At 38.3% G+C, this 13707-nt stretch carries 9 protein-coding genes; 5 read left to right on the top strand and 4 right to left on the bottom strand.

Going from position 1 to position 13707, the window contains the following annotated elements; genetic code table 11:
• Positions 1–250: 250 nt before the first annotated feature.
• Positions 251–1234 carry a GMP reductase gene (gene guaC, locus JOE23_RS02615; protein WP_204435728.1) on the bottom strand — a complete coding sequence of 328 codons (984 nt, stop codon included), beginning with the start codon at positions 1232–1234 and terminating at the stop codon, positions 251–253.
• 1397 nt (positions 1235–2631) lie between these two features.
• Between guaC and JOE23_RS02620 the strand changes: the two genes are divergently transcribed.
• From JOE23_RS02620 to JOE23_RS02635, 4 genes are all read left to right on the top strand, one after another.
• Positions 2632–2928, top strand: coding sequence for a hypothetical protein (locus JOE23_RS02620; protein ID WP_204435729.1), 297 nt, complete (start codon positions 2632–2634; stop codon positions 2926–2928).
• A 120-nt stretch (positions 2929–3048) separates the two neighbouring features.
• Entirely contained in the window at positions 3049–3828 is a 780-nt protein-coding gene (locus JOE23_RS02625) for a hypothetical protein (RefSeq protein ID WP_204435730.1), read from the top strand.
• Entirely contained in the window at positions 3791–5575 is a 1785-nt protein-coding gene (locus JOE23_RS02630) for a hypothetical protein (protein ID WP_204435731.1), read from the top strand. Before JOE23_RS02625 ends, JOE23_RS02630 begins: the two co-directional genes overlap by 38 nt.
• Positions 5572–6246 carry an ABC transporter ATP-binding protein gene (locus tag JOE23_RS02635; RefSeq protein WP_204435732.1) on the top strand — a complete coding sequence of 225 codons (675 nt, stop codon included), beginning with the start codon at positions 5572–5574 and terminating at the stop codon, positions 6244–6246. Before JOE23_RS02630 ends, JOE23_RS02635 begins: the two co-directional genes overlap by 4 nt.
• A 117-nt stretch (positions 6247–6363) precedes the next feature.
• Here JOE23_RS02635 and JOE23_RS02640 read toward each other — a convergent pair whose 3' ends face one another.
• On the bottom strand, positions 6364–7185 hold the full coding sequence (locus JOE23_RS02640) for a CPBP family glutamic-type intramembrane protease (protein WP_204435733.1): 822 nt from the start codon (positions 7183–7185) through the stop codon (positions 6364–6366).
• A gap of 258 nt (positions 7186–7443) precedes the next feature.
• Here JOE23_RS02640 and JOE23_RS02645 point away from each other — a divergent pair, with 258 nt between their 5' ends.
• A complete protein-coding gene (locus JOE23_RS02645; RefSeq protein WP_204435734.1) occupies positions 7444–8421 on the top strand; it encodes an AraC family transcriptional regulator in 978 nt (325 codons plus the stop codon).
• 70 nt (positions 8422–8491) lie between these two features.
• Here JOE23_RS02645 and JOE23_RS02650 read toward each other — a convergent pair whose 3' ends face one another.
• Together JOE23_RS02650 and JOE23_RS02655 are read right to left on the bottom strand one after the other, a co-directional pair.
• Positions 8492–12343: a S8 family serine peptidase gene (locus JOE23_RS02650; RefSeq protein WP_204435735.1), complete on the bottom strand. Its 3852-nt coding sequence runs from the start codon at positions 12341–12343 to the stop codon at positions 8492–8494.
• Between the two features lie 283 nt (positions 12344–12626).
• Positions 12627–13607: an AraC family transcriptional regulator gene (locus JOE23_RS02655; protein ID WP_204435736.1), complete on the bottom strand. Its 981-nt coding sequence runs from the start codon at positions 13605–13607 to the stop codon at positions 12627–12629.
• Positions 13608–13707: the final 100 nt, after the last annotated feature.

Consider the following 13707-nt stretch of genomic DNA (forward strand, 5'->3'; position numbering starts at 1 on the left):
CCTATTGAATACTGTGTCTATTGAACACGATCAAGGTTGAATGATTATTTTCAGTGTGCAAAAGTTGAGTTAGTTAAATATTTCCCGGGCAATGTACGTATTTAAGAACATTTCTTGTTTAACAAAAAAGTGATATAACCGAGGCTTACAAGCCGTTACGGTTATATCACAAGTTTTTTCTTCAGGGTATCACAGGTAACCTTCCGTAAAACGCCAGCTGCAAAATAGAGGCTAGTGTTCATTCATCTTATTAATAGACTTTATCACCGTTGAAAATTGAATTTTTTACAACAACATAATCGACATTACGAATTGACATCAGATTATTTCCACCAGCGTAAGAGATCGAAGACTGCAAATCTTGTTCCATTTCTGTTAAGGTGTCTTGCAGTTTGCCACGATACTCAACGTGCATTTTTTTGCCTTCTACATTCCGTTTTTCACCTTTTTGAAATTCAGATGCTGAACCGAAATACTCTTTGAACAATTGACCATCACGCTCAACTGTTTCACCTGGCGATTCTTCATGACCAGCGAATAGTGATCCGATCATCACCATGGAAGCGCCAAATCGTATCGACTTGGCAATATCGCCATGGGTACGAATCCCACCATCAGCAATAATTGGCTTACTAGCCGCTTTAGCACACCATCTTAGCGCAGCCAACTGCCATCCGCCCGTGCCAAATCCTGTTTTAATTTTTGTTATACAAACTTTTCCCGGGCCAATCCCTACTTTTGTTGCGTCCGCTCCGGCATTTTCAAGTTCACGAACGGCTTCAGGTGTCCCAACATTTCCAGCGATAACAAAGCTTTTCGGTAATTTTTTCTTAATAAACTGGATCACTTCAATCACTGCATTGGAATGTCCGTGAGCAATATCGATTGTAATAAATTCTGGAACTAAGTTTTGCTTAGCTAATTCTGAAATAAAGTCATATTCTTCGGCTTTGACACCGACACTAATTGAAGCGATCAAACCACGATGGTGCATATCTTTAATAAACTGGATACGTGTTTCTGGATTAAAGCGATGCATAATATAAAAATATTGATGTTCTGCTAAATAGATCGCTATTTTTTCATCAATAATCGTTTGCATGTTGGCAGGAACGACCGGTAACTTGAACGTATGACCACCAAGCGTTATCGATGTATCACATTCTGAACGGCTATTAACGACACATTTTGCGGGAATTAATTGAATATCTTCATAATCGAATACATTTTCCATTTATAACACCTCTAAATACGAATATTTTCGTTGTATTTAATAATAATTGTTCGACCAATACGTAATATACATTAAAATAGGACAGTTGTCAAAGGGTGAGGGATTATTAAAAGAGTAGATGTTAATGACCTTGTAGTATTTCAAATATTAAAGTAACCGGATTTTGGATTATGCATACTGTAAGCGTGACTTCAGATGACTTAATGTATCATATGTTCACATTTTAGTGAGTATAAAAAATTTTATAAAACGCCCGCTGGAGGGTTCATTATATGAAAAGATTCGTATTTGAGTCCGTTTCATAATTATCGATATCGGATGTAAACACAAATGGGACAACGTGTTGAGACAAGAAGAAGTTCTATCCATCTGCAAAACAATAAATTATTATATTATACAAAATATTTGTTTTTTTTGAAAATTTACTTAAATCAAATTTACATTTATTTGATATTATTATATTATTAAATGGTAATACAAATCTATGGAAAAAGGTAGGGAACAAATGAAAAAAGTAGTTTCATTGTTACTGACTCAACTTTCGCACACTGAAAATAGTCATTCAACCTTGATCGTGTACAATAGACGCGGTTTTCAATAGGCTTGTTGCCTTTACTTCTGCATGGATGTAACGCATGGGACCTTCTCATACGTTTAGCACGTTATTTCGTTCCGAAAAGCAAGGGATTCGCTTTTCGCGGGGATGGCTTCAGCTAACTTGAGTCGCAAAGATCACTCCTCAAGTGGATCTTCAGCTCATCCTATTCCCGCAGAAGTCTCCCCCCTTGCTTATCTCCACTTAGACTGGAGGTTCATACGGAATGCGTAAGCCCAACCGCACGAAATAAAGTGAAGAAGATGTGACACGACTAGAATAAGAAGTTTCTTATTTCTGAGACTCAATGCCGATGTCTTCATGATCTACATGTTGTAAATCTAACGTCCACGGATTGAAATGGCGTTTGATGAGCTCTTGAAAGACAACCATTATTAAGATAGATGTTGCTATTTAGCAGGTGAGAGATGTGTAGACTCCTGTGGGTGTAGCGTGAGCTTGAGATCCACTTTGCCTAGTGGTTTTGACTGGGCAAAGTTAGCTCAAGCCACGCCCACGGCTAGGGAGACACTGCGTTTACCAAGATGTTTCCCTTGTGCTTGGGAGAGTGAAAGCGGAACATAGCTCACCTGCGTGTCTAAAACGAAAGGTTTATAATCAATCGAAAATCTATATTCAAAGTCAACGCTTATATTTAATATTAGGGTACCCTTATGCTATCTTGGCTGAACCTAAAATTTAGATAAGAAAGTTGAGTTAATGAGTATTGGAGTAGTGTTTCTTTTTTCATCAAATTGTTGTTGCAGAATCTTCTAAGATAGAGACGGGTGGTGAGGTGGAGGTGCAATCTGTTCCAACTGCAACGATTAGTGGACCTACAACCGTTAATGCAGGACAGTCATATACCTGGACTGTAGGCACCACTTCAAGCCATGGACCACACACGTTTTATTTTAATCCCGGAGATGGTACAGGTCGACAAAGATTAGATGGTCGGGGACAAGCAGTTAGTAGAGCTTTTTCTTATAGTTATCGAGGATATAATTATGCGCAATCGTACACCCAAAGATATAGGACTGCCGATCAACTTAATATTTCCCCAGAAAGAACGCGAACGGTTACAGTGAGAGCTTTTTAGTTTTAAACCGATCGAGATAGTCAAGTTTTAAGACGTATGTTATTGAATGGAGTAAGTATGACTCTAATGGAAAAAACCATGTGAGTCATACTTCATTTTTAAAGTAAAGGAGGTTAGCAAATGTTTTATTACCCATTAATGAAAAAAAAGCTAAAGCGTCAGCTGATGGTGATCTTTTTCTGTCTACTTTTATTGTTGCCCATTTCTGCTGTTTCCTTGTCAGACGCATCGGAAACGATTACCCAGGAAATCTATGATTTTGCACGGGGGAGCTATGATATTTTACTCCGTCCTGCAGACAGTCGTACTGAAGTCGAGGAGAGGCTCGGTTTAGTGGAGGAAAATTATTTAGGGATTGGGGATGGGGGCATTTCAATCGCAGAGTGGGAAACCGTGTTGGCACGCGAAGATATCGAAGTGGCAGCACCAGTGGCATCTATTGGTCTATTTACCGCAACAGAGATTACCTATCAGCTACCTGAAAGGACGGAATCGCTTCGTTATGAGAACACGGTGACAACCACCGATGGTGTTGATAAGTATGTCATGAGTGATCACGAATATGCCTATAGTTTTTTTCCAGTCGAAGGGATTTCCGATGGTTATGCACTCTTTTTAGAAGATTCCTTGGTCAATACATTTCAAAGTGAATTTCCGTCATTTCCCTTACCACCATCTTATCATCAAGTGATAGCGGTCGATACTGCTCAAGAAGCGGCATTGACAGCAATTGATTTTCAAGCATTAGCCGGGGGAGGATCTGGTCTTGAACCGGAACAATTTGTAGAAATTCCAATTTTAAGTCTGCTCGATCAGACCATTCCACTTACAGCATCCATTTCAATCGACCAGTTGCGGATCAATGAAGCAGAGTTACGCGACTTACTTGCCCCCCTTTAATCAAACCGATTTAGCCCAGTTGGGAAGCCTCTCATATCGAGATCTTGATCTCCATGCCCAAGTCGAGAAGGAATTGGCGACAATCGAAGTCGAGGGATCTGAACATTATGAGCTGGACTTTTCTGAATTAATTTCTCCCTTCTATGATAACTTTTTATTTACCGATGAAGCGTATCGTCTCCATACATTTGAAAATAGAGATGATTTTGACTTTGATTTATTTGGTGGAATTAGTTATCACAGTCAGGAATCCTCTTACTATTTATCACCAGTTGAGTATAAGATTGAGGGAGACAACGTTACCGTCCAACAAATAACGACAGATGAGCAAACGGGCGTTCCGATCTACCGGTCATTAGAAAAAATTGACCACTTTATGAGCAATGACGTCGGAGAAGTTATTGCTGGGGAAGGGATTTATTTTCATCATGCAGGTGATTTTAAATTGTGGGAAGATCGTGAAGCGCTTGCTGCGTCTCCTTTAGGTATTTACGGTTTGCAAGAAACTCATTTAAAGCACGATAAGAATAAGCAAGTGTACCCGACGGCTGTACCCGGCAGTTTTATCTCGACACCGGCACATGGCATTATTTCATTGGAATGGGCGGAACGTTTAAAGGGGGATGCTCCGATTGATGCCATTCGAGTAAAGGTTGCCGGTATTGATGGCTATGATGAAGCGAGTGCAGCAAAAATAAAAGAGATTGCCCGACAGTTTTCAGAACTGGGTTATACCGTAGATATTGTAGCTGGAGCCTCCCACCAATGGATGGATATAGATGTAGAAGGGCTCGGAACTGTTATGCAACCGTGGACAACTTTAGGGGCGGTTGATACGATCATCGAGAGCTGGGATTTAGTGAAGATTGTACTTGTACTGTTATTTTCGTTCGTCAGTCTTGTTTATATTTTGTTTAGTTGCATTAATCTAATGAATGAACGGAGACAGAGTGAAGATAAGCTTCGTCTTTTCGGTTGGTCTGATAAATATATTAAAAAACTACGCAATATGGAGTGGGCGAGACTTGTCGGTATCCCTTTAGTTGTAACGTTTCCTGTTGCTGTGGGCTACGCCTACTATAATGCTTCCATGATGATTATCTTTGCACAGTTGCTTGTTTTCGTCTTGATTTGCGTGCTCGTACGTGTCTCTTTTTCATTCTCTAGACAAAGGGAAAAATCTAGGAAAGTCCAGCAAAGACATGAATCGATCGCATTACAAAACACGTGGTATCATCATAAACGGATTATTGCGGCAGCTATTCAATTATTTCTATTAACCTTTATCTCCATCTTTCTTACCTTTTTACTGCAACAAGAAGAGCAACGGACCGTTCAAACGAATCTAGGGATATACATTCATGGGCAAATGGAAGTATTTTATTATTTACTAATTGCTTTCCTCTATCTCCTCTCGTTTCTTACGATTGCAGAAGCACTTGTATCGTTATGGCGAGAGCGGGGCGAGGAAATGACGTTGTTTTATCATGTTGGTTGGGGAAGAAGCAAACTCTACATGTTTTATCTTCGCGAAGTCTGTGTTTGGTCAACTGTGGCTATTTTCAGTGGTGCCGGTATGAGCGTTATCGCTTATCGAGTCTTAATGGAAAGCATGTTGACTGAATGGTCAACCGTTGCTGTTATCATGCTTAGCTTGTTGGTGATGGCTGTCATTGTGTCTGCCTTTGTGTTAACTTATATTATGAAACAATTTACAAACTATTGGGATCGGAAGGTGACGCCATGAAGATTGTTGTAGAAAATTTGGATAAGACGTATGAAACCACAGCGGAACAATTAAATATACTTAAAAATGTCAATTTTGCAATGGACCAAGGCGAATGGTTAACCATTATCGGACCATCTGGATCTGGGAAATCGACGCTTTTGCAATGTATCGTTGGCATCACTTCCGTCGATCCAGGAAGTTCGATTCGTTTAAATAACCTTGACATTCAGTCTGCTTCCAGTGAGGAGGTTCTTACCTTTCGTCGACATCGAATCGGCTTTATTTATCAAGATTACAAGTTATTTGATCAATTTGACGCGTTAACAAATGTTATTCTTCCTCTAGCCCCATATGAAGAAAAAGAATCTTTGAATAAAAAGGGGAGAGACCTGCTAGAAAAGGTGCATCTTTCCGAACGGATTCATCATATGCCACAGCAGTTATCCGGTGGGGAAAAACAAAGGGTAGCGATCGCTAGAGCGTTAATCAACGACCCAGATCTGTTGGTTTGTGATGAACCGACAGGTAATTTAGACGAGAAAAATAGAGATCATATTATTGGTATTTTAAGTGAATTGAATGCGGAAGGTAAAAGCATCATCCTTGTGACTCACGATAAAGAAGTCATTTCCAATGGACAACGCTTAATGGTGATCCAACGGGGAAATGTCATAGAACAACAGTTTTAGGCTGAGGTGAAGAGAAAGCGTGTATTAATCGTATATTTGGTAAATTTAGTGTGAACTTCGGCTTATGTCAATGGGCTTTTGCGGCATATGCTCCTTCGCTCTGCTCCGTCTGCTATTCTATAATCCCATTGACAGACTTTGGGTTTCTCTGTTCTTTTTGTCGTATATCACAACGATTACAATTGAAACAAGAACAATCATAGCATTTGCGGCAATGGTTCCCGCCCAAGTCGTAGGAGGGATGCCAAAGGCGTAGCTTGCCGCATTGAACATGGTGTGGCATAATACGCACATAAACACACGGCCTTTGCCTGATATTTTGTAGATTGCCCCGTATAAAAATCGAAATGCAATGATTTGAACTGCAAACATCCAAAAGTCAATGAGGTCCTCATAGTGACCCGTTCCTGGAATAAAGAAGAGAGGGATATGCCACAAAAGCCAGATGATGCCAACATAAACGGAAGATAAAACAAAACCATATTTTTTGTCAAGCTCAGGTTGCAATATGTACATCCAGCCAGCTTCCTCCAAGCCACCGATAATAAGATTGCCAGGCAGAGCAAGGAAGAACATATAAAATGGAAGTACTATTTCGGTGCGACCTGAAACTGAGAGATGTATCAGAAAATACAGTGCAAGCCCTGCAACAACGAACAAATAAAGAAATATGTTATTTTTGGTGTAAAAAACAGTTTTCAACCATTCCTTAAAGTTTGCTATTTTGTTATTTTTCTTTAGAACGATAAATGAAGCAATAGCGGGCGATAAAATATAGATTGCAAAAGGAATATTCATCCCTAAGTGCTGTAACGATTCTTGTACCGAAGAGTGAACCGAAAATCCGAATTGCCCAAGAGCAATCAAAGCACCTGACATAATATAGGCTATGCAAAATGTTAGTATCGTAAATTGTACTATGATTTTTTTATTTATCACGATTTCTTCACCTCGTGTTTTGAAGTATACATTAATTGTAACAGGTGGACATTGACTTTTATCACAGATAACCGACCGTAAAATCCCCTCAAAATAGAGAGTAGAGCAAATCGATTGAGGTGGGTGATAACGGACGCTAATGTCGAGATTCACTCAACGAACCTGCAATCAGTGAGAGAACAACGACAATGACCAATGATTGAAGGTTCGTTTTATAGGTCACTGCTCATTAGAATTAGGAAATGAGGCGTTTAAATCATGTCATCTCTTTATCAAAAACTGCTGATGTTAACAGAAGAAGAAGAAATAATCTTAAAGCAAAAGTCGAAAAAGATTGAAAAAGATGTTTACACGAGTCAACGTGATTTTATTATTGAGCGGGCCAAATTTCTTTCTGATAAAAAATTAATTGTCACACGTAAGCACCCGCGTTTTATTGCATTTCCCGCTCATCGCCATGACTATATTGAGATTAACTATGTTTATCACGGATCGCTGATACAAATGATCGACAATCAGCGTTTTGAACTTAAGCAAGGAGAATTACTTTTCCTGAATCAACATATTGAACATGCGCTTGAACCTTGTGGAGAAGAAGATTTGGTGATTAATTTTATTATCGATCCTTATTTCTTCGAGCATATGTTTGATAGTCTTGACATTGAAGGAGCAGAGCAGTCAATTGTTAATTTTTTGATCAGTGGTCTATTTAACCAAAATAAAGCTGGCAGCTATTTATATTATCAAGTTTCTGATATTGAAGTAATCCAATCGATTATTGCGAGTATGATTGAAGAAATGATGAATCCAACAGTATGGTCAGAAGTTACCGTTAAATTTCAAATGGGTTTGTTAATGATTCAATTAATGAAGCACGCGGATAAGGCATATACACCATCTAATCGAATTTACGATCATCAATTAGCGTTAGCGGTGATGCGCTACATTGATCAACATTTTAAGACTGCTAAGTTAGAAACAATCGCCGAGAAACTTAATATGAATAGCTATAATTTGAGTAAATATATCAAGAAGACGACGGGGAAGACGTTTAAAGTTATTTTGCAAGAAAGACGGTTAGAAGAGGCAAAGTCATTGTTGAATTATACTGATCTGGCGGTAGAACACATTGCTACTGAAATAGGTTATGATAATTTAAGTTACTTCTATCGTTTATTCAAATTGAAGTTTGGCTGTACCCCAAGCGTTTATCGTAAAGCATTATATAAGTCTTAAAAAGCAGGAAGTAGCATGATCAGCCACTTCCTGCTCACTTTTTTATGTTATCCTGGCCATCTAAGTTCTACTAAAAGCGTATAAACGAGAATAATTTAGTAAATAAATTTTTAAGAAGAGAACCTAATGATAATCGTTTGCCACGCTTATCTCCGTCGTTAGGGTCATCTTCAGCTTCATCATCATCTTTTGAGCGTGTAATCGTGATTTCTTCTTCTGCTGTGTTACCAGCTACATCAACCAGTTCAAAGTATAAGTCTGTATCCCCATCATCTAATTTGACGGTTAATTCAAATTCATCTTCGAAAAATGACTCTTGATAAGGTGCTTTAAACGGTTGTTCATATTCATGACTGTCGTTCACGTATAATTTTAAACCATTAAAGTTATCAGCGACTGAAACATTTAGTGTCACTTCAGTGGCATCTTGATCGATTTGATCAGGGACTTCAATCGTTAATTCTGGTGGTGTCGTATCAATAATGATTTGTCGTTTAATTGAGCTTTGGTTGCCTCTTGAATCTACGGCATCAAAGAATAAATCGGGTGCCCCATCTGATTCAAAGCTGATAACAGCATCAAATGTGTAGTGGTCTTCTGATTCGTTATATTCAAATTCAATGGCTTGCTCATTGATGGTAAAGGATGCTAATCCACTATCTTCTTCGATATACCCTTTTACTGCAATATCATGGGTGTCATGAACACTTAACACTTCTGGTGTCGTGATGTAAATGTAAGGGACCACTGTATCATGATTAACTTCAGCTGTTTCACTTATCGAATTTCCCGCACGGTCAAAGGCAACAACTTCGACGACTGTGCCATCTTCCCACTCACTTGCATCAATGGTGCCACTTTGTTCTTGATGATCTTCTGAGATTGTTATTGTTTCAACAACTTCATCGTCTAAAATGACTTGTAGTTGTTGGAGACCCGATCCTTGATCCGTTGCCTGCCATTTAACTTCATCTTCCTTCGTGTGGTAACGAACGGATAGCTCAGGGTCTGTTGTATCGACGAGGACAGGGAACGTAAAGCTTTGCCATTTGGCATCGTCGAAATCAATTTTAGCTCTGACTTCGTAATAGTATAGACCATCATCGACTTGCTTGCGATTAACTGTTCCGTCCCATGTTCGATCGGTCAAATATGAATAGCCCGGTAAATCATGTGTTTTTCGGATATCCCGTTCACGTTTAATCGTTCTTAACCGATCACCTGTGTGATCAAGGACATTATATTGCACCGATTCAGCATTTCTTAAAAAGGTTAGGACTGGTGTTACTTTATTGTGAATATCATTTTTGTTAGGTGAAAATGCAATAATATTCGTTTCGTCAAAGCCATCTATTTCATCAATTGGAGCTAAATAGCTGCCGTTTTCATTGACTAGTCCAGTGTGAGGGAGGAAGAAATCTTCTTCATAGCGCTTGCCATCAAGAATAGGTGCATCATCCCAACTACCGTAGAAGCCTACATAGGGAACAGCCAACGTTGGAAAACTTTCATTCGTTAATGTGACAAAACCCTCAATAAACGTACCATTCGGGAATTGATTTTCTAACGGTTGTTCATAGAACCAGTCGATTGCATTGGTTAAGTCTACTGTTACCGTAAATTCGACCGTTTGACCTGCTGGAATGGTAAGGGTATCGTCAGAAAAAGCAATCGGATATTCACCTAACCAAGGAGAGGTAGGCGCAATCGTCCCATCTTCAAACACCCCTTGTGCTTCAATTAAGTTTTGTCCAGAGACAACAAGGTCGGTTTGGACATTGCCATCAAGTTCGTAAGTGACATCTTGGTTTGAGAAGTTTTCAGCAGCTAGTGTAAAGGTAAATGAATCACCAACTTCTTGTAAGCTCACTTTCGCTTCGCCTGTATTTACTTCAGTCACGACAACAGGGGTCGCTAGTGCAGCGTGTAAATCCATAACGCCTGAGCCTTGGCGTCGTGGTGAATATGGATTTCCTAATGCATAATGATCGTTATATAAGTTTTTATCTTCAATAATCGTTGATGTATTAAGTAAAAGGTTTTTAACGGCAATCGATCGATCATAACCAGATAAATCAAAATGTTCATCTACGTGTTGTAATACGAGTGCCGATCCTCCTGAGACATGAGGTGCAGCCATTGATGTTCCGCTTTTTAAGCCGTATTCGTTATCTTGTAATGTGGATAAGATATTGCCACCAGGGGCCGTAAGCTCAGGTTTGAAATCAAGGTTAGGTGCAACACCCCAAGATGTAAAGGATGACAAGCGTCCTGCTTCAGGGTTCGCTGTCACAATAGGTTCACCATCACTAAATACAATGGAGACAGCTTCGTCGTTGTCTAATAATTGAGCAAAGTGTTCACCATCTGTTTTGGAAATAAACAGTTGTGGGATGACAATCGATGAGTTGGTCGCCATACTTGTATAACCAGCAGAATGGTTGTAAACCATAACACCAGCTCCTCCAGCTTCTTGCACGGCAATCGCCTTATCGATAAAATTTAAGCCGCGTTGCAATAAGACAATTTTTCCTTCTACATCTTTTTCAGCTAGTGCCTCAACAAGCTGATCTAAACTGTTGTTATGCACGATGTGAATCAATTCTAGTGGTTGATCAACATCTTCATGATAACGGTTTGACGCAAGGAAAGCAGCTGTGCCTTCTTCCTGATCTGAAGACCAGCTAAAGCCTTCCATTTCAATAAATGTATTTTCAATGGAAGCAACACCAATAGAATCATAGGATACACTTGGTGAGCCGGTTAAGCCGATATCAGGATTTGTTGCTAATGGGTAGTTTGCCGTAATGGCATTTGCATAATAGGCGGAATTACCAGCCGAAATGGAGGCAATAATGCCATTATCAACGGCACGACTAATCGCTTCTTGTTCAGGATCTGTCGGTCTAACAAATCCAGCTACTGAACCTAAACTTAAGTTGATAACGTCTGCACCTAGTAAAATAGCATCATCAATCGCTTTAACATAAATATCACCATAAGTGGACGTATATTGTGGATCATCACCAAAGACACGCAATGCCAATAATTGTGCATTCGGTGCGACACCTTTAATTTCTCCGTTGGCAGCAGCAGAACCGGCGACATGGATACCATGGTTACTGACAGCGGGACCTTGTTCGATAATTTGTGTGTTCTTATCCATATAATTATAGCCATAAGGAACTTTATCAGTAAAATAAATCCCATCTAATTCATGATCATCTTTCATTTGGTTAATGATATCTTCATTTAAAGTGATCGTTTCAGGACTATCGAGTGCCATGTCTTGATGGGTAGGATCAATACCTGTATCGATGATACCAATAATCATGCCTTCTCCATCAAGACCGTAATCTTCCCAGACTTGTCCTGCTTGAATAATATCAATACTATAATTCATATCTGGCTCTTGTTCTTCTGGAAGATGATAAACATTTGAAATGTGAACGTCTTCAATGCCATCGATACTTTGAATTACATCGTATTCTTTATAGGTAACTTCTGTACTGAAACCATTGACGACCGTCGTAAACTGATGTTCGACATCAAAAGTGATACCCATTCTTGAGATGTCGGAGATAATCGCGTCTTGTGCAGACAATCGTTCATCTTGAAGTTGTTCTTGAACTTGATCATCTAATTCCTTATAAAGCACACCTTGTTCAGTCGCATAAGAAATGGCCGGTTCTTCATCAAGTTCGACAATAATTCTAACTTTATCAGTCGGCTTGTAATAATCATCCTCGGTTTCTTCAGTCACATAATCTTCTAAAGATTCAGTTATTTTTTCAGGTATGTCTAACTGTTTCTCATTTGAGTCTGTTGCTTTCACAGCAAAATGAGCCGAAGTAAAAGGTAATAGCAGTAAAGTGAAAATAATCGATAGAAGAAAACGTTTTTTCGTTTGACCGTTTTTCATTTTAGACTCCTCCCTAGTAGCTTGGTAGATTAATAGACAAGGCGATCTGATTTTTCTATGTCAGATCGCCTTGTTGTGAAGATATAATGCTTAATCGTGTAAATCATCATCTGAGTGTTATAGCTATTTAACTTAGTAAAGTGCATAAACAAATAAGATGTATGAAAAGCCCCAGGTGTTTGTCTTCTATTGGCCAATAGAGTACATATATTTAGTATACAAATGGTAAATGTTAAAATAAATAGTTCTATTGTTATATTTTTCCGACAATTCACGACACTTTCTAACAATTGTCACGATATTGTTGTGGCGTCATGCCAAAATAATTTTTGAATTTACTGTAAAAATAAGTTAGATTACTATATCCTGTTTCGTCTGCAATTTGATAGATAGGTATTTCTGTATTAATTAATAGAAAGGAAGAATAGGTTAGTCGTTGAAGTTGAATTAATTCTTTGAAAGACTTACCTGTGCGCTTTTTTATTAACGTGCTTAAATAATTAGGGTTGTAATTGAACTTTTCGGCAACATGATTAAGTGTGCAATGTTGATAATTTTCTTCTATAAATTGAAGAATATCAATAATGTTTATTTGATCCTTTAACGGTGTGGTTGTTTGATTGGTATCGTAATGGAAAACACGGATTAATTCAGAGAAAATTAACAGCATATAGGCATCAATCATTTCATCTGAACAAATCGTTCGATCAAAGAATTCACACATGATCTGGCGAGCCAACAACTGAATATTTTTATTCTGTTCAGAATGAAAAATTATATATTGATCATGGTCTTTTGAATTTGAAATGGCGTTAATTAGAAAGTTAGTAATAATACCTTTGTTATTCAATTTACTTAAAAAAGAGCTGGTGAAAAAATCCTGTCTAATCAGAAAATTTATTAGGATATCATCCTGATCTGTATATTGAATTGAGTGAGGAACCTCGGTATCAATAATACATATTTGCCCTTTTTTTAACCTAACTTTTCTCCCGTTAATGATCTGATCGCATTTACCTGAGTAAACATAGATCAATTCAAGGTAACTATGTATATGCGTGGGAACAGGAGCAAAGCGATTCTGTTTGAAAATTAATATGTTCTCATTTGGCATTAATTCAGTATCAAATAGATAAACCATTTCTCCATTATGATCAACTTGATCAAGTTCTTGATATTTTTTAGATAAAGTCGGATTTTGTTTATAATAGATTTCTTTTTCATTTAATGGTCTTATATAGTTTTCTAACTGATTAGGGTCCATGTAATCCTCTCCATCTAATATTTTGTTAGTTATGATCAACAGTTTTGATATTTCGATAAATATATTTTCACGTTAATATAAGATTGTAAGCGTTAAATAA

The sequence above is a fragment of the Amphibacillus cookii genome (assembly GCF_016908375.1).
GTDB lineage: Bacteria > Bacillota > Bacilli > Bacillales > Amphibacillaceae > Amphibacillus_C > Amphibacillus_C cookii.

What these genes read in the sequence shown, in the direction of transcription:
- guaC (WP_204435728.1), bottom strand. Translation starts at nt 1,234, where the DNA reads ATGGAAAATGTATTCGATTATGAAGATATTCAATTAATTCCCGCAAAA.
- JOE23_RS02625 (WP_204435730.1), top strand. Translation starts at nt 3,049, where the DNA reads ATGTTTTATTACCCATTAATGAAAAAAAAGCTAAAGCGTCAGCTGATG.
- JOE23_RS02630 (WP_204435731.1), top strand. Translation starts at nt 3,791, where the DNA reads ATGAAGCAGAGTTACGCGACTTACTTGCCCCCCTTTAATCAAACCGAT.
- JOE23_RS02635 (WP_204435732.1), top strand. Translation starts at nt 5,572, where the DNA reads ATGAAGATTGTTGTAGAAAATTTGGATAAGACGTATGAAACCACAGCG.
- JOE23_RS02645 (WP_204435734.1), top strand. Translation starts at nt 7,444, where the DNA reads ATGTCATCTCTTTATCAAAAACTGCTGATGTTAACAGAAGAAGAAGAA.
- JOE23_RS02650 (WP_204435735.1), bottom strand. Translation starts at nt 12,343, where the DNA reads ATGAAAAACGGTCAAACGAAAAAACGTTTTCTTCTATCGATTATTTTC.
- JOE23_RS02655 (WP_204435736.1), bottom strand. Translation starts at nt 13,607, where the DNA reads ATGGACCCTAATCAGTTAGAAAACTATATAAGACCATTAAATGAAAAA.